Source organism: Galactobacter valiniphilus (assembly GCF_003575975.1).
Classification (GTDB): Bacteria; Actinomycetota; Actinomycetes; order Actinomycetales; family Micrococcaceae; genus Galactobacter; species Galactobacter valiniphilus.
Window position 1 is genome coordinate 1 of record NZ_QQXK01000042.1, and the last position, 16,712, is coordinate 16,712.

Here is a 16,712-nt window from a genome sequence, read left to right on the forward strand (position 1 = left end):
GGAATTCGAACTCATCATGAACCCACCAGCCGCCCAAGCGGCCTAACCCCAACTGTCTCAATCCGTGCAGCAGTCCCCCGGGTGGCGGCGCGCGTCTCACATGCGCACCGAGACGGTCCTCGACGCGATCGAGATGGCCCGCTGGTCGAGAGGTCGTCACCACGAGGATCTGAGGTGTCACAGCGACGCGGGGTCTCAATTCACATCGATTCGCTACGGCGAACGACTCGCGGAGATCGGAGCGACGCCGTCGATCGGGACCGTCAGCGACAGCTATGACAACGCCCTGGCCGAGACCGTGAACGGGTACTACAAGACCGAACTCGTCCGCGGACCCGCACGCCCAGGCCCCTGGAAGACCGTCGAGGACCTCGAGCTCGCGACCCTCGGATGGGTGCACTGGCACAACACGCAGCGCCTGCACGGCTACCTCAGCGACGTTCCACCCGCCGAGTTCGAGCAGACGTTCTATGCTGGCCAAACCACCACCGATCAACTGGTGTGAATCAAATAGCGCGAGTCTCCATCAGACCCAGGGCGCTTCAGACCCAGGGCGCTTCAGAGCTTCGACGCTTCGGCGACGGTCTTGGCTTGGATTAGCTTCTTGGCAAGCTCGTAGGCGTTGGCCTTCGTGAGCTCTTGCTGCTGGGCGGCCGGAGCGGAGGGGCCGCGAGTGCGGCTCCTGCTCCGGCGGTCCCCGCCGTGAGGAGAACGCTGCCGGCGAGGACGGCGGCGGAGAGGCGTCGGGCGATGGTGTTGCCGTGCATGGATGACTCCTGGGGTGAATCCCGCCGATGACGAGAGGTGAGCTACATCACGTTGATGCGTCGAAGGTACACAGCAGGTGCCAAGAATGAAATGAAACCTTCAAAGATATGAAAGATGTTTTATGGACCGCCCGGTCAGTAAGCCCGAAACACGGGTCAATCTGGGCATGTGCTTCTCAAAAAATATGAAAGCCACAGCGTTACGAATGATGTCGACGGGGCGTGATTCGTGCAGGTGGGCGGTCGGCCGCGGAAGCCGAGCGCCGCGTGGGAACACGAAGGGCGCCCCACCGTGGGGTGGGGCGCCCTTCGAATCAGGCCTTCGCCGGCGCGGGTCAGTGACCCTCGGTCTTGAAGCGCTCGATCGACTCGGCGAGCTCCTTCTCGGCGGCGGCGCGGTCGGCCCAGCCCTCGGCCTTGACCCACTTGCCCGGTTCCAGGTCCTTGTAGCGGGTGAAGAAGTGCTCGATCTCGGCCTTCGTCCAGTCGTCGATGTCCTCGATCTCCTGGATGTGGTCGAAGCGCTTGTCGGCGGGGACGCACAGCACCTTGGCGTCCGGGCCGCCGTCGTCGGTCATGTTGAAGACGCCGATGGGGCGGGCCTCAACGATGACGCCGGGAACCAGGTCGACGCCCGGGATGTAGACCATGGCGTCCAGCGGATCGCCGTCCAGGCCCAGGGTGTTCTCGAAGAAGCCGTAGGCGGTGGGGTACTGCATCGGGGTGAAGAGGACGCGGTCCAGGCGTAGGCGGCCCGTCTCGTGATCCATCTCGTACTTGACGCGGGACCCGGCCGGGATCTCGATGGTGACGTCGTGTTCCATGGCTTCCTTCTCTTGGTGAGGTGTGCGGCAGGCCTCACGCGGGCTCCAGTCGTCGCCCGATAGCCTTGCACTGCTGGGGCCAGTCTACGTTCGGGGCCCGGGCTCCACAGAATGCACGCACGGAAGAAGAGGTCCACGGGTGGCACGGTTCCTGTCCCGAGGGGTGTGGCTCGTGGCGGTGCTCGCCCTCGCGGCCCCAGTGGGCTGGCACGCGCTCGGCACGCAGCCGGAGGCCCAGCTCCCGGCGGCGAGCCCCTCGCCCCTGCCCAGTGCGGCCGCCGAGCCCTTCGCCCCGCTCGGTGCCGACGCGCCGCTGCCCCACGGCGCCGCGCTCACCGCGGCCGTGGAGGCTGCCGTGAAGGGCAAGCACGGCGGTTACGCCGTGGCGGTGCAAGACGTCGCGACCGGCGAGACGCTCGTGGACCGCCAGGCGGCCACCCCGGGCGTCCCGGCCTCCAGTCTCAAGCTGCTCACGGGCGCCGCCGCGCTCGCCAGCTTCGAGCACGGACACCGCTTCACCACCTCGGTCACGGTTGATTCGGGGCATCGACTCCGCCTCGTGGGCGGCGGCGACGCTCTGCTCGGCGCAGGCGCCTCGCAGCCGGGCTCCGTGGCCGGGCATGCCGGCCTCGAGACGTTGGCCAAGCTCACGGTCGAGGCCCTCGGGAAGCTGGACAAGCTCGAGCGCAGCTACACCGTGCTCGCGGACACCTCGCTCTTCCCCGGCCCGGCGCTGAACCCGGACTGGACCGAGGACCTCATCACGACCAACAACATCACCGAGGTGCAGACCCCGGTGATCAACGCCGGCCGGGCCTCGGCCTCCCACACCTCGGCCGTGGTGCGGCAGCCGGCCAACGCGGCACTGGCGGCCTTCGTGAAGGCACTCACGGAGCAGGCCAAGGCCGCCAAGCTGGAGACCGAGTTCACGGCAGGCGGGCAGACCGGCAAGGACGAGCACGCGAGCGAGCTCGCCTCGGTGGAATCCGCCACGCTGCTGGAGCAGCTGGGCTACATGGAGGCCCACTCCGACAACTTCATGGCCGAGACCTTCGGCCGACTCGTGGCCGTGCAGCGCGGTGCCACCGGTAGCCTGCCGCACGCCCGCGAGCAGGTCACAGCCGCCGTGAAGGCGCTGGGGGTCGACACCACGGGGCTGTCCATGGCCGACACCTCGGGCCTGGCCGCCACCAATAAGGTCACGCCGGTCACGCTCGCCAGCCTGCTCACGCATGCCGCCGCGAGCAACAATGCAGATCTGCGCGAACTCGCCACGCTGCTTCCCGTCTCCGGAGCCACGGGAACGCTGGCCGGACGGCTCAAGGGGGAGGCAACCACGGGGCTCGTGCGTGCCAAGACGGGCACCCTCGCGGCCGTCGTCTCCCTCTCCGGCTACGCGACCACCGCGGACGGGCGCCTCCTGAGCTTCTCCGTCATGGCCTCGGGCGTCCAAGGCGCGCTGACCGAGGCCCGCGGTGTGGCTGACACGATCGCCGCGGCCCTCCTGAAGTAACCCCGCCGAGGGAGGCCGGCGACTCATAGCCGCTTCCCGGCGACCTTGGAGCGGCGGCGTGATGAGATAAGGGCATGAACGCCTCCGCCCTGCCGCCCACCGCCGCCGCGAGCGCGGCCACGCTGGCCCCGTCCGCGTCCGGCACCGCCGCCCCCGCGGCGACCGGGCCCGGCGGCCTGGTGCGCTGGGGTGTCGCGGCGTCCACCGCCCGCACGCTGGCCTCGGCCGGCCCGCGCCTCGAGCCCGGAGAGGGGGCGCGCATCGTCGAAGAGATCCGGGCCGCCGCCGCCGCGGGCGTGGAGCACGTCTACCGCATCACGGGCCTGGAGTCGGCGCACGAGCTGCGCGATTCCGAGGTGCTGGTCGTTGACCGCGCCGGCTGGGCCACGGCCGCCGTCAACGGCTTCCGGGAGATGCTGGAGCCTGGCCTCAAGCAGGTGCTCGGCGACCGCTTCCCGCAGGGGCTTCCCATGAGTCTCAAGCTCGGCGGCTACGGCGTGGGCGCCGAGATGGGCGGCCTCGTGACCTTCCTCGCAAGCCACGTCCTGGGTCAGTACGACGCCTTTAGCGTCTCGTCCACCGCACCCGGCGGTCGCCTCCTGCTCGTCGCGCCCAACATCGTGCAGGTGGAGCGCGCGCTCTCCGTGGAACCGGCCGACTTCCGCCTGTGGGTGGCGCTGCATGAGCAGACGCACCGCGTGCAGTTCGCCGCCGCCCCGTGGTTGCGCGAGTATCTGCGCGAGCAGATCACGGAGCTGATGGACGGGCTCATGTCGCTGCCCACCTCGCTGCGCGAGCGGCTCAAGAGCCTCACGGGTTCGGTGCGGCAGGACGCGGAGGCGCCGCAGGGCGGCGCCGGGCAGGATCCAGCGCACGACGGCGGCGGTATGGGTTTGCTTGACCTGGTCACCGGCCCACGCGAGAAGGAGGCGCTCTCCCGGGTCACGGCGGTCATGTCCCTTTTGGAGGGACATGCCAACGTGGTCATGGATTCGGTGGACGCCTCCGTCGTTCCCACCGTCAAGACCATTCGCCAACGCTTCGAGGGGCGCGGGACGGAGCGCTCGGCGCTCCAGAAGCTGATCATGCGAGTGATCGGCATGGCCGCCAAGCAGAAGCAGTACCAGGACGGCGCGCGCTTCGTCCGCGCCGCCGTGGACGAGCTGGGGATGGAGGGCTTCAACGCGGTGTGGCGGGGCCGCGAGATGCTTCCCACCGAGGCCGAGTTGCACGAGCCCCGGCTCTGGGTGGAGCGGGTGAGCGCGGACGCGTAACCGCCCGGCCGGACGAAGAGCGGAAGGGCCGAAACTTTATATACGCAAGCGGGAATGAAGGGGTAGAGGTGGCCAAGAAGAGGTGGCCGCGCGGGCAGCACAACTCGCTGACCGCGGCGCGAGAGGCCGTGCGGGGGCACCTCCCCGCCGGGCTTGGATACCTCGTGGCCGTCTCCGGCGGCGCCGACTCCCTGGCCCTCGCCGCGACCCTCGGCTGGGCGCTGGGCGAGGGGCTCATCGACGGCCCCGTGGGGGCCGTCATCGTTGATCACGGACTGCAGCTGGGCAGCGCGGAGGCCGCCGCCGAGGCAGCGGCGGCGTGCCGCGAAGTGGGCCTGGACCCCGTGATCGTGGAGCGCGTGGAGGTGGAGGGCCACGGCGAGGCCGCCGCCCGCACCGCGCGCTACGAGGCCCTCGAGGCGGCGCGTGAGCGCGTCGGTGCCGACTTCCTGCTCACCGCCCACACCGCCGACGACCAGGCCGAGCAGGTGCTCCTGGGCCTGGCCCGCGGCTCCGGCACGCGTTCGCTGGCCGGGATCCCGGCCCGCCGTGCGCGGGTACTGCGGCCCTTTCTGGAGCTGCGTCGCAGCGACACCGAGGCGGTCTGCAAGGCCCACGGGCTGAGCTTCTGGGTGGATCCCACCAACGCGAGCCCCGAGTTCCTGCGCAACCGCGTGCGCCACGAGCTGCTGCCCGCCCTGCGCGAGGTGCTCGGTGAGGGGATCGACGACGCGCTCGTGCGCACGGCTCGACTCGCCGCGCAGGACGCCGAGCTGCTCGACCGGCTCGCCGAGGAACTCGTGGAGGACGCAGCCCGGGCGAGCGAACCCACCGTTCTCGGCGAGGCGGGGGACCGCGTGGCAGGCCGCGCCCCGCTCGTGTGGGACCTGGACCGCCTGCTGATCCGCGACGCACCGGCCGCCCTGCGCTCGCGGGCCCTGCGCCAGGCGGCGATGGCCGTGGGTGGCAGGGCCCCCAACGCCGAGCGCACAGCGGCCCTCGAGCGGCTCGTCGCCGGCGTCGGCAGCGCCGGTCCCGTGCAGCTGAACGGGCGCGTGTCGGTGACGCGCGAGCGCCTCGGCGACGGACGCGCCGTCGTGCGTTTCAGGGGACTGGCCTGACCGCCCTCTAGGGCGCTTCCACCCACGGTCCGTGGCCCATGGGGCCACCGAACGTGGCATCCTTAGGGGTGGGCCTCCCGTCCCCAGGGGCGCCCGAACCCACCCCAAGAGCAGGAGTAAATCGCGTGGATGCGAACGACGTCACCGGCGACCTTGAGCACGTGCTGCTGACCAAGGAAGAGATCCAGCAGGTCGTCAAGGACCTGGCCGCGCAGATCGACCGCGATTACGCGGGCCGCGACCTGCTCGTGGTGGGCGTGCTGAAGGGCGCCGTGATGATCATGGCCGACCTCGTGCGCGAGCTGCACAGCCACGTCACCATGGATTGGATGGCCGTGTCCTCCTACGGCTCCGGCACGCAGTCCTCCGGTGTGGTCCGGATCCTGAAGGACCTGGACACCGACCTCATGGGTAAGGACGTGCTCATCGTCGAGGACATCATCGACTCCGGTCTGACCCTGTCCTGGCTGCTCTCCAACCTGCGTTCGCGCGGCCCCGCATCCGTCGAGATCTGCGCCCTGCTGCGCAAGCCCGAGGCCGCCAAGGTGGAGATCGACGTCAAGTACGTCGGCCGCGACATCCCCAACGAGTTCGTGGTCGGCTACGGTCTGGACTTCGCCGAGAAGTACCGCAACCTGGACTTCGTGGGCACCCTGGCGCCCCACGTGTACGCCTGATTCTCGAGGTTTCCGACTCGCTGAAGGCGGGCCGAGCGGCCGCGTCCCCCGTGCAACGGGAGGGCGCGGCCGCCGTCGTTTTCCTGTGTGCCGCGATACGCCCGGCGCGAACCGGGAACTGAAGCCGCGCGCCGATCGTGTATCAAAGGGTGAGGGGGAGTGTGCACGCTCCCCTAGGAGCGGGACCGCGGCGAGCGGGACCCGCCTGAGCAGGAGGGACGCGGCCGGATCACGGCCCCACACATGAACGCGAAGACAACGCAGAAGAAGAAGCTGCACCAGACCTGGTACTTCTGGGCCATCCTGGGCGGCCTCGGCGTGCTGCTGGGCCTCTCGCTCCTGCTGACCGGTTCGAGCAACCGCATCCCCACGAGCCAGGGCCTCGAGCTGCTCTCCAACGGGCAGGTCACCAAGGCGCAGATGGACGACGACGGCCAGCGCGTCACGCTGACCACCAAGGACGACGTCTCCTTCGAGGAGCGCAACCTCGGCAAGACCGTCACCTTCTACTACTCCACGGCCCGCGCCACGGAGGTGGCCAAGGCCATCGACGCCGCGAACCCGAACGACGGCTTCAACGACCAGCCGCAGACGAGCAACTGGCTGCTCTCCATGCTCAGCCTGCTCCTGCCGTTCGTCATCATCATCGGCCTGTTCTGGTTCCTCATGAGCCGCGCGCAGGGCGGCTCCGGCAAGGTCATGCAGTTCGGCAAGTCCCGCGCCAAGCTGGTGAACAAGGACATGCCGCAGGTGACGTTCAAGGACGTCGCCGGCGCCGACGAGGCCGTCGAGGAGCTCCAGGAGATCCGCGAGTTCCTCGCGGAGCCCGCCAAGTTCCAGGCCGTGGGCGCCAAGATCCCACGCGGCGTGCTGCTCTACGGCCCGCCAGGCACGGGCAAGACCCTGCTCGCCAAGGCCGTGGCCGGCGAGGCTGGCGTGCCCTTCTTCTCCATCTCCGGCTCGGACTTCGTCGAGATGTTCGTCGGCGTGGGCGCCTCCCGCGTGCGCGACCTCTTCGAGCAGGCCAAGACCAACGCCCCCGCCATCGTCTTTGTCGACGAGATCGACGCCGTCGGTCGCCAGCGCGGCGCCGGCGTGGGCGGCGGCAACGACGAGCGCGAGCAGACGCTGAATCAGCTCCTCGTGGAGATGGACGGCTTCGAGGGAGACTCCAGCGTCATCCTCATCGCGGCCACCAACCGCCCCGATGTGCTTGACCCGGCGCTCCTGCGCCCGGGTCGCTTCGATCGGCAGATCCCCGTGGAGGCCCCGGACCTGAAGGGCCGCGAGCAGATCCTGCGCGTGCACGCGCAGGGCAAGCCGCTCGTGCCCTCCGTTGACCTCAACGCCGTCGCCAAAAAGACCCCGGGCTACACGGGCGCCGAGCTCGCCAATGTCCTCAACGAGGCCGCCCTGCTCACGGCCCGCTCGAACGCCCAGCTCATCGACGACCGTGCGCTGGACGAGGCGATTGACCGCGTCATGGCCGGCCCGCAGAAGCGCACGCGCCTCATGAAGGAGCACGAGCGTCAGGTCACGGCCTACCACGAGGGCGGTCACGCGCTCGTGGCCGCCGCGTCCCGCCACTCGGCGCCCGTCACCAAGGTGACGATCCTGCCGCGCGGCCGCGCCCTCGGCTACACCATGGTGGTGCCGAGCGAGGACAAGTACTCCGTGACGCGTGAGGAGCTGCTGGACCAGCTCGCCTACGCCATGGGCGGCCGCGTGGCCGAGGAGATCGTGTTCCACGATCCCTCCACGGGCGCGTCGAATGACATCGAGAAGGCCACCTCCACGGCCCGCAAGATGATCACCGACTACGGCATGTCCTCCCGCGTGGGCGTCGTAAAGCTCGGCAGCGAGAACACCGAGCCCTTCATGGGCGGCGGCATGGGTTCCGGACGCGACTACTCCGAGGGCGTCGCCGTGACGGTGGACTCCGAGGTGCGCCAGCTCATGGACACCGCGCACCACGAGGCCTACCTGGCGCTCACGGCCAACCGCGAGATCCTCGATCACCTGGCCTCCGAGCTCCTGGAGAAGGAGACCCTGGGCCAGAAGGAACTCGAGGTCATCTTCAAGGACATCGTGAAGATCCCCGAGCGCCGCACGTGGCTCTTCAACGAGGAGCGCCCCGGCCAGGACCTGCCGCCCGTGCGCGCCGCCCGCGACGTCGCCGCGGACCCGCAGGGCGTCCACGCCGCCACCGAGGCGGGCGCCGGCGCCGCGGCCCCGGGCCACGCGCCCGAGGTCATCGCCGAGCCCGTCCCCGAGGCGCCCACCCAGGTGATCCTGGACCCGGCCCAGGGCGAGCCAGGCAGCGAGCTGCCGCCGGCCGGCCCGGGCGAGCGCGGCTAAGCCTCACCCGACACGACGCCGCCCGCCCCACCGGGGCGGGCGGCGTCGTGCTGTGTCCGGGGCGCGGCGAGGCATGCCGCGTGCGGAGCGGGTCACGCGTCGTCGGGCTTTGAGGCCCGTTCTGCGCTTTGACGCGCGAAAACCCCGCCTCACAGCGGATTCCTCGCCTCAGCGCGGTGCGTCGCCAGCGCACGGCGGCGCGTGGCCTGGGTGGGTGCCTGGCGTTCGTCTCACGGCGCAACCCGGGCCGCCCCCCCGGGCGCACGCCGTAGGATCGAGAGCGTGAGCACCTCCCACAATGACTTCGAGACGATTCCCGCGAGCACGCTGATCGACCCCAACATCGATCAGCCGCGCATCGCCGCGGCCGTGCGGGAAATCCTGCTGGCGGTCGGCGAGGACCCGGACCGCGACGGCCTGCTGGAGACCCCGGCGCGCGTTGCCAAGGCCTACGCCGAGGTCTTCGCCGGGCTGCACCAGGACCCGGCCGAGCTGCTCTCCACGACCTTCGACATCGACCACCAGGAACTGGTGCTCGTGAAGGACATCCCCTTCTACTCCACGTGCGAGCACCACCTGGTGCCCTTCCACGGCCGCGCCCACGTTGGCTACATCCCCGGCGATTCCGGCAAGGTGACGGGTCTGTCCAAGCTGGCGCGCCTGGTTGACCTCTACGCGCGCCGCCCGCAGGTGCAGGAGCGCCTCACCACGCAGATCGCCGAGGCGCTGGAGGAGAACCTGCACCCGCGCGGTTCCATCGTGGTGGTGGAGGCCGAGCACCTGTGCATGTCCATGCGCGGCGTGAAGAAGCCGGGCTCCACGACCACCACGTCGGCCGTCCGCGGCCAGCTGCGGGAGACCGCCACCCGCGCCGAGGCCATGAGCCTCATCCTCGGCCGTTAGCGGCGCTAGCCCGGCCCCGAACACCGCCACCGCCTTCCTCAGAACCCGAGAAACCGAAAGGAAGCCATGAGCCTCGCCGCCACCCCCGGTACTGGTCCAAACACCTTCCCCATTCCTGTGATTCGCAAGCGCCCGGCGCGCGCCGCCTGGGCTGAGCTGCCGCAGGATCGCACGCTGGTCATGGGCATCCTCAACGTCACGGCGGACTCCTTCTCCGACGGTGGCCGCTACCTCAACGCCGACGACGCCATCAACCACGGCCTCGAGCTGGTACGCGCGGGGGCCGACATCATCGATGTGGGCGGGGAGTCGACGCGCCCGGGCGCCGACTTCGTCCCGCAGGAGGAGGAGCTCGCGCGCGTGCTCCCCGTCGTCACGGCGCTCGTCGCGACGGGCGCCGTGGTCTCGGTGGACACCACGCATGTGGAGACGGCGCGCGCCTGCATTAAGGCCGGCGCGCACCTCATCAACGACGTCTCCGGGCTGACCCATGAGCCAGGGATGCCCGAGCTCATCGCCGAGACCGGCGTGCCGTACGTGCTCATGCATCGCCGCGGCGATCAGCAGAGCATGGATTCCCTCGCCGACTACGCGGACACCGTCGCGGATGTGACGGCGGAGCTGCTTCAGCTGCGCGATCGCTTCGTGGCCGCCGGCGTGAAGCCGGAGCAGATCATCCTGGATCCGGGCGTGGGCTTTGCCAAGAACGCGGCCCAGAACTGGGAGCTGCTCGGCGCCACGGAGCACTTCGCCTCGCTCGGTCACCGCCTGCTCGTGGGCACCTCGCGCAAGCGCTTCCTCGGTTCCCTGCTGCAGGATCAGGGCCTGCCGAGCGATCCTTTGGACCGCGACGCCGCCACGGCGGCCACGACGGCGCTCGGCGCCCGGGCGGGCGCCTGGGCCGTCAGGGTGCACGACGTCGCCGCCTCGCGTGACGCGGTCCGCGTCGCCTCGGCGTGGGGCCAGGGAGGGAAGGCGTGATGGCCGTGTCCCCGGCCCACGACACCATCACCGTCACGGGCATCACCGCGACGGGTTTCCACGGCGTCTTTGAGCACGAGAAGCGCGACGGCCAGACCTTCCGCGTGGACCTCACGCTGCACACCTCCACCCGCGTGGCCGCCGCGAGCGACGATCTGCGCGACACGATCGACTACGGCGCGCTGGCCCAGGCGGTCGTCGCCGAGATCGAGGCCGGCCCCTACGACCTCATCGAGAAGCTGGCCGGCGTCATCGCCGATCGGGTGCTCTCCGAGTTCGACCCGGCGGGCGTGACCGTGAGCGTGCACAAGCCGCAGGCCCCCGTTCCCGTGCCCTTCGACGATGTGGTCATCACGATCCACCGGGAGCGCGCATGAGCGCCGCCGGGAGCGCCGCGGGGAACGCGTCCGAGCGGGAGGCGCTGGAGACGGCGCCGGCCCGCCCCGTCATCGCCGTGCTGGCGCTCGGCTCCAATCTGGGCGCCTCGGCCGAGACGTTGAGCGAGGCGATCGCCGAGCTCGGCGCCGCCGGGGGCGTGGAGGTCGTCGCGGAGTCCCCGCGCGTCGTCACGGCGCCCGTGGGCGGGCCCGCCGACCAGCCCGACTACCTCAACCAGGTCATCGAGGTGCACACCACGCTGGCGCCGCTTGAGCTCCTGGCGCTCGCGCACCGCGTGGAGCAGGCGCACCACCGCGAGCGGATCGTGCGCTGGGGTCCGCGGACCCTGGACATCGACATCATCACTTTCGGAACGCTCACGAGCGCCGACGAGGAGCTCACGCTGCCGCACCCGCGCGCCGCGGAGCGCGGCTTTGTCCTGGTCCCGTGGTCCTGGATGGATCCGGGCGCCTTCGTGGGCGGCAAGAGCGTGTTCGAGCTGGCCGAGTTGGCGGAGGACGCCCCTGGCGTGCGCGCCTATCAGCCTGCCGCGCCGGCAGAGGACACCGGACGCTCATGAGCCAGCTGCGCCCGCTCTTCCTTCTCATCCTCGCCGTGGTGGCGGGGCTGCTGGGGGACATCGTGTCCGTGCTGGCGACCCTGCGGGGCTGGCCCGCGCCCGTCATGCACTGGGTTTCGCTCGTGACGCTCCTGGCCGTTGCGGCGGGCGTCGTCGTGGGCGGCTGGCGCGTCTATCGCACGCGAAACCGCACGGCCAAGCGCGCCATCTCCCCGCTCGTGGCCTTCCGCGTGCTGCTGCTCGCGCAGGCGGCGGCCTACGCCGGCGCGGCGCTGGGCGGCTGGCACGCCGGCGTCTTGGTGGACCTCGTGTCCGGCGGCGGCTTCGGCTCCGGCGCGAGCTGGGCCGCACTGGTCCAGGTGATCGGAGGCGTCGTGCTCGTGGCCGTGGGCTTTGTGGTGCAGGCGTGGTGCAAGATTCCGCCGGAGGACTCCTCCGGCCAGGGGGACAAGGGGACCGAGGGTGTCGAAGGCGCTCATTGATCCGCCGGGGGATTGGGAGCGCGTCTCGCCGCGCCTCGTCGCCGTGCAGGAGATCAGCAACCTCATCACCTCCGTGATCTTCCTGGCAGTGGTGGCCGCGCCGCTCTTGCTGCGCAGGCTCGAGGTGTGGCCCGGCTACCCCGAGTGGATCAGCTGGGCCCTCGGCGCGCTGGTGCTGCTCTTCGGCGCGATCGAGGCGATCGTGGTGCCCTTCCGCGTGCGCAACATGAGCTACGCGCTGCGAGCCGACGATGTCTGTGTGGCCCGCGGCGTGATCTTCCATCAGAGCGAGGTCATCCCCTACGGCCGCATCCAGTACGTGGACGTGAAGGCCGGGCCGCTCCTGCGCGCCTTCGGCCTGTGCGTGCTGCAGGTGCACACCGCCTCGCCCGACGCCCATCCGCGGATCGACGGGCTGCTCCGTGAGGACGGCGAACGCCTCCGCGACGAGCTCGCGCGCCGCGGTGAGGAGAGGCTGGCGGGGCTGTGAGCGGCGCCGTCGAACCGGGCCCCGAGGCGGGCGGCGCGGAGGCAGAGGTCCCGTGGCAGCGCGTCCACCCGGCCACGCCCTATCTGCGCGGCTGGCTCGCGATCGTGGTCATCTTCTTTGCGGCCGGCCGCCAGTGGCTGGACGGCCTCTTTGCCCCGGACGGGCTGCGGGACGTCCGTTCGGCCCTGCCCTGGATCGTGGGCGGCGGGCTGGGCGTCCTGGCGCTCGTCGTCGCGGTGTTCTGGGTGCAGTGGCGCTTCATGAGTTACCGCGTGACGCCCAAGCATGTGCAGCTGCGCCGCGGCGTCCTCATGAAGCAGGAGCGCGAGGCGCGCCTCGACCGCGTCCAGGCCGTGGACATCGCGCGCCCGCTGCTGCCGCGCCTGCTCGGTCTCTCCGAGCTGCGTTTCGAGGTGGCGGACGGCGGCGAGTCCGCCCTCAAGCTCGAGTTCCTCAAGGCAGCCGACGCGGAGGCGCTGCGCGTGCGGATCCTCGCGCTGGCCGCCGGGGCCCGGCACGACGCCGCCGGGCCGGGTCGGGCTGCGTGGCCCGCCCCCGGCCCGGGGCCTGGCTCCTCCGGCGCGGCGCCGCTCGGCTCGGCGCCGCTCGGCGCCGACGCGCCGGGCGTCTCGGACCTCAGCGTCACCGGACACCCGGGCGACCGGGGCGCGGGTCCCGACCCCGCGCCGTCGGGCACCCCTGAACCGTTCAGCGGGCCCCGGACCGAGAGCGCGGCCGCGGCGTGGGCGCGCCGCGCCGCCGAGGACTTCGCGGGGCACGACCCGGCTGGCCGCGTGAGCGGCGGGACCGAGGACGAGCGCATCGTGGCGCAGGTGCCGGTGGGGCGCCTCGTCGGCTCGCTGCTGCTGGCCGTGGGGCCGTGGGTCGCGCTCCCGCTCATCGCGGCGATCGTGGCGCTCACCTGGGTCGGCTGGGGTCCGGGCGTGTTTGCGCTCGTGCCCATCGTGCTGGGTGGCCTCGCCGGCTTGTGGGGCTCGTTCAATCGCGACTTCGGCTTCCGCGCCGCGGTGTCCGCCGACGGGCTGCGCCTGCGCCACGGGCTGACGAACAGCAACCACCGCACCGTCCCGCCCGGGCGCGTGCAGGCGGTGCGGCTGCGCCGGCCGTGGCTCTGGCGGCCCTTCGGGTGGGTCAGCGTGCAGGCGAACATCGCGGGCTACGGCAACGAGCAGTCCGGCGACACCGCGGGCCGCTCCGTCATGCTGCCCGTGGGGACGCTCGCCGACGCCGCTGCGGTGCTCGCCGTGCTCCTGCCCGAGCCGGGCACGCCGGACCCGGGCGGGCTGCTGCGCGAGGGGCTGGAGGGTTCCTCGCGTGAGGCCGGCTTCGAGTGTTCGCCCTCCTCGGCCCGCGTCCTCTCGCCGTGGGCGTGGGGGCGGCAGGGCTTTACCGTGACCGAACGCGTGCTGGCCGTGCGCACGGGGCGGCTTGGACGAGACCTGGTGCTGGTTCCGCACGAGCGCACGCAGGGCATGCGTGCAGTGCAGGGGTGGCTTGCCCGCTCGCTCGGGGTCGCCGAGGTGAGCCTGTCCACCACGGCCGGCCCGGTGAACACCGGGATCCCCAACGTCGCGGCGGCCACCGCCGGGGGGTTGCTGGACGGGCAGGTGGCGCGGGCAGTGGCCGCGGCAGCCCGCGACGACACGAATCATTGGCTGGTGGCCCGCACGGGCCCCGGCGCGCATCCTCGGGAGGACACGGCATGAGCCGTCCAGGCAGGCTCGGCTTCGGCATCATCGGCGCCGGCCGAGTGGGTCCCGTGCTCGGCGCGGCGCTGCGCGCCGCCGAGCATGCGGTGGTGGGCATTCACGCCGTCTCCGAGGATTCGGTGGAACGGGCCGAGGCGATGCTCCCCGGCGTCCCCGTTCTGGAGATTCCGGAGCTGCTGCGGCGCAGCGAGGCGGTGCTCCTGGCGGTGCCGGATGACGCGTTGGGTCCCTTGGTCGCTGGCCTCGCCGCCGGCGGCCACTGGCGGGCAGGGCAGCTCGTGGTGCACACGAGCGCGCGCTTCGGCGTGGACGTGCTGACGCCGGCTCGCGAGGCAGGGGCGATTCCCTTGGCGATCCACCCGGCCTTCTCCTTCACGGGCACGAGCTTGGATCGTGGCCGCCTGGCCGAGGTCAGCTTTGGTGTGACCTCGGACCCGCTCATGCTGCCCGTGGCGCAGGCGCTGGCCGTGGAGTTGGGTGGGGAGCCCGTGGTGATCGAGGAGGAGGACCGCGCGCTCTACGCTGCGGCGCTGCAGCTCGCCTCCGAGCCGATCGGTGCCGTGGAGGCCATGGCCTGGGAGGCGCTGTCCTCGATGGGGGTCGAGGACCCGTCGCGGGTGTTGGCCCCGCTGCTGCGCTCCGGGGTGGAGAACGCGCTCATGGCCGGGCCGGCGGCTTACCGGGCGGCGGCGTTGGCGGCGGAGCCGGGACGGGTGGAATCAGCCGTGCGTGCGTGGGGCCGGTACTCGGCCTCCGCCACCGGGGCAGCCGGGGACGGTGCGGAGTCCGGGGCTTACGCAGCCCTGGTCAGGGCCGCCACGGCGCGGGCCGTGCGCCGAGGCGAGATCACGCCCGAGCGCGCCGGAGCCGTGCTGGACGCCCTGGCCTGGTAGGCGCGGGGTCTGCGTGGAGTCGGAGGCTTAGTTCCAGCGGTCGGTGGCCGCCCGGAGGAGCGGGCCAACGGCTCCGAGTTCGGCCATCACGGAGGCGACGGACTGGCCCACGGCCGTCTGCGACACCAGCCCCGCCGACTGGCCGGCGTACACGGGAGCCGCCGAGGCGTCTCCGGCCACCCGCGCGGCGGTGACGCGCTCACGGAGGCGCTGCGCCGCGTCGTCGTGCCTCTCCAGGGCCGCGCGCAGCTCCTCCTGGCGGGGCGCCCATTCGGCGGCCACCGGGTTGTTGAGGGCGCGGCCGCCGTACTCGCCCGGCCAGGGAAGGCCGAGGGCGAGGTCGAAGACCGAGGTATAGACGGTGTCGTCCAGGCCGGCCGCGGCGATCGCGTCCCGGAGCCGAGGCGCAAAGAGCGATTCGGCGCAGGGGAGGAAGCGGGTGCCGACCCAGGCGCCGGCCGCGCCAGCCGCCAGCACGGCGGCGACGCCCTGAACCGTGGCGATGCCGCCGGCCGCGAGCACCGGCTTGGACCCGACGGCAGGGAACCCGGCGCCGGGTTGCGCGTGCCCGGACGGAGCGGAGCCGGACGCGGTGAGCCGCGAACGCTCGAGGGCGTATTGAAGGAGCGGCAGGGTGGCCGCCTCGTTGAGGCCGTGGCCGCCGCCCTCGGCCCCGCGCACCACCACGACGTCGATGTGGGGTTCGGCGAGGGCGGCGCGGACCTCGGCCGCTGTCCCCACCTGCACCGCCACCACGGCGCCCGCCCGGGCGGCGATGGCCGCGGGCACCGTGGGGTCGCCCGCGGCCAGGGCGATCACCGGCGGGTCAAACTCGAGCGCGCGGTGGAGGGCGGCGTTGTTCTCCAGGGCCAGGGACCATGCCATGAGGCCGACGCCCCAGGAACCGGTGCGTGCCGCGCCTGAGGCCGCTCCGGGCGTCGACGCCGGGCCGGCCGTGGAAGGCCCCGGACCGGCTGGCTCGCTGCCGGGCAGGGCGGAGCCGTCGGCGCGGGCCAGCTCAGCAGCTAGGCCGAGCTCCCGGCTCACAAGACCGTCGGAGGCGCCGTGGCCCACCGCCACAAAACCGAGCCCTCCGCTGCGGCGCACGGCGGTGGCCATGGCCCCGCCGGCTGCGCCGGCCATGGGGGCGTTGATCACCGGGTGGGTCAACCGCAACGCAGCCCAACGCTCTTGATGGGGGACGGACTCTGGTGCGGAGGGCATCGTCATGGCTCTAGTGAACTCCACGCCGGCGCGTGGAAGAAGGGCGAAGGAGGCCACGCTCATTCACGCCTTGGCCAATAAGCATTCAATGCATCAGCAATTGAATTACATGGGTGTAGTTATGAACTGGCTCACGACGCGACCGTGACCGCCGGGCCCGGGGCCCACCGACGGCGCCTCGACGGAGCAGGATCCGCGGAATCATGCGGATTTCGGCAGCACTGAGGGCGGGAAGACGGGGGGAGTCCTCGATTTGGCTCTTGCGTGAACCTCGTGTAAGGTTTTCTCTTGTCGCCGCGACGATCTGGGAAACCGGAACGGACGCAGCGGCCAAGAATCTGAAGCTTCATTGTAGTGATCCTGGTTGTTTGGGCTGGGGGTAGCTGGTGGGGTGTTCGTTGTTTGAGAACTCAATAGTGTGCCAAGTTTGTTGACACCGTTTTTTATTTGAAATGGTGTTGCTTGCCGTCCTCACCCCGTGAGGGCGATGTGAGCGATAGCCATGGAACAAATTGAT

Annotated in this window: 15 protein-coding genes and 1 pseudogene; 14 read left to right on the forward strand and 2 right to left on the reverse strand. The window is 71.3% G+C overall.

The genetic code is table 11. The features are described 5' to 3' along the window. Nucleotides 1-79 precede the first annotated feature (79 nt). Nucleotides 80-505, forward strand: a pseudogene (locus DWB68_RS14960) (integrase core domain-containing protein); the annotation flags it as partial. A gap of 597 nt (nt 506-1,102) precedes the next feature. On the opposite strand, the gene DWB68_RS14965 reads toward DWB68_RS14960, so the two are convergent. Next, nucleotides 1,103-1,591 carry an inorganic diphosphatase gene (locus tag DWB68_RS14965; protein ID WP_119425925.1) on the reverse strand — a complete coding sequence of 163 codons (489 nt, stop codon included), beginning with the start codon at nt 1,589-1,591 and terminating at the stop codon, nt 1,103-1,105. A gap of 139 nt (nt 1,592-1,730) precedes the next feature. Between DWB68_RS14965 and dacB the strand changes: the two genes are divergently transcribed. The 13 genes from dacB to DWB68_RS15030 all read left to right on the forward strand — a co-directional run bounded on the left by dacB (nt 1,731) and on the right by DWB68_RS15030 (nt 14,971). Further along, nucleotides 1,731-3,104, forward strand: coding sequence for a D-alanyl-D-alanine carboxypeptidase/D-alanyl-D-alanine endopeptidase (gene dacB, locus DWB68_RS14970; RefSeq protein ID WP_158588337.1), 1,374 nt, complete (start codon nt 1,731-1,733; stop codon nt 3,102-3,104). Nucleotides 3,105-3,178: 74 nt separating this feature from the next. After that, nucleotides 3,179-4,378, forward strand: a complete 1,200-nt coding sequence (locus DWB68_RS14975; RefSeq protein ID WP_119425927.1) for a zinc-dependent metalloprotease — start codon at nt 3,179-3,181, stop codon at nt 4,376-4,378. A 68-nt stretch (nt 4,379-4,446) separates the two neighbouring features. Next, a complete protein-coding gene (gene tilS / locus DWB68_RS14980; RefSeq protein WP_233548867.1) occupies nt 4,447-5,499 on the forward strand; it encodes a tRNA lysidine(34) synthetase TilS in 1,053 nt (350 codons plus the stop codon). Between the two features lie 125 nt (nt 5,500-5,624). After that, nucleotides 5,625-6,176 carry a hypoxanthine phosphoribosyltransferase gene (hpt, locus tag DWB68_RS14985; protein ID WP_119425928.1) on the forward strand — a complete coding sequence of 184 codons (552 nt, stop codon included), beginning with the start codon at nt 5,625-5,627 and terminating at the stop codon, nt 6,174-6,176. Nucleotides 6,177-6,419: 243 nt separating this feature from the next. Next, the gene (ftsH, locus tag DWB68_RS14990) at nt 6,420-8,534 is read left to right on the forward strand and encodes an ATP-dependent zinc metalloprotease FtsH (RefSeq protein WP_119425929.1); all 2,115 of its coding nucleotides are present in this window, start codon (nt 6,420-6,422) and stop codon (nt 8,532-8,534) included. A 342-nt stretch (nt 8,535-8,876) separates the two neighbouring features. Next, complete coding sequence (gene folE / locus DWB68_RS14995) at nt 8,877-9,437, forward strand: GTP cyclohydrolase I FolE (RefSeq protein WP_119425939.1); 561 nt, start codon at nt 8,877-8,879, stop codon at nt 9,435-9,437. Nucleotides 9,438-9,503: 66 nt separating this feature from the next. Continuing rightward, complete coding sequence (gene folP / locus DWB68_RS15000) at nt 9,504-10,418, forward strand: dihydropteroate synthase (RefSeq protein ID WP_119425930.1); 915 nt, start codon at nt 9,504-9,506, stop codon at nt 10,416-10,418. Next, nucleotides 10,418-10,795 (forward strand): dihydroneopterin aldolase, encoded by a 378-nt coding sequence (gene folB / locus DWB68_RS15005; RefSeq protein ID WP_119425931.1) that lies wholly within the window; start codon nt 10,418-10,420, stop codon nt 10,793-10,795. The genes folP and folB overlap by 1 nt, the downstream gene beginning before the upstream one ends. Then, nucleotides 10,792-11,376 (forward strand): 2-amino-4-hydroxy-6-hydroxymethyldihydropteridine diphosphokinase, encoded by a 585-nt coding sequence (gene folK / locus DWB68_RS15010; protein WP_119425932.1) that lies wholly within the window; start codon nt 10,792-10,794, stop codon nt 11,374-11,376. Before folB ends, folK begins: the two co-directional genes overlap by 4 nt. Continuing rightward, nucleotides 11,373-11,858 carry a DUF3180 family protein gene (locus DWB68_RS15015; RefSeq protein ID WP_119425933.1) on the forward strand — a complete coding sequence of 162 codons (486 nt, stop codon included), beginning with the start codon at nt 11,373-11,375 and terminating at the stop codon, nt 11,856-11,858. The genes folK and DWB68_RS15015 overlap by 4 nt, the downstream gene beginning before the upstream one ends. Next, complete coding sequence (locus tag DWB68_RS15020; RefSeq protein ID WP_119425934.1) at nt 11,839-12,348, forward strand: PH domain-containing protein; 510 nt, start codon at nt 11,839-11,841, stop codon at nt 12,346-12,348. Before DWB68_RS15015 ends, DWB68_RS15020 begins: the two co-directional genes overlap by 20 nt. Further along, nucleotides 12,345-14,075, forward strand: coding sequence for a PH domain-containing protein (locus DWB68_RS15025; protein WP_119425935.1), 1,731 nt, complete (start codon nt 12,345-12,347; stop codon nt 14,073-14,075). The genes DWB68_RS15020 and DWB68_RS15025 overlap by 4 nt, the downstream gene beginning before the upstream one ends. After that, nucleotides 14,072-14,971, forward strand: coding sequence for a Rossmann-like and DUF2520 domain-containing protein (locus DWB68_RS15030; RefSeq protein WP_119425936.1), 900 nt, complete (start codon nt 14,072-14,074; stop codon nt 14,969-14,971). The genes DWB68_RS15025 and DWB68_RS15030 overlap by 4 nt, the downstream gene beginning before the upstream one ends. Nucleotides 14,972-14,998: 27 nt before the next feature. On the opposite strand, the gene DWB68_RS15035 is transcribed toward DWB68_RS15030, so the two are convergent. Beyond that, the gene (locus DWB68_RS15035) at nt 14,999-16,201 is read right to left on the reverse strand and encodes a nitronate monooxygenase (RefSeq protein WP_158588338.1); all 1,203 of its coding nucleotides are present in this window, start codon (nt 16,199-16,201) and stop codon (nt 14,999-15,001) included. Between the last annotated feature and the right edge of the window lie 511 nt (nt 16,202-16,712).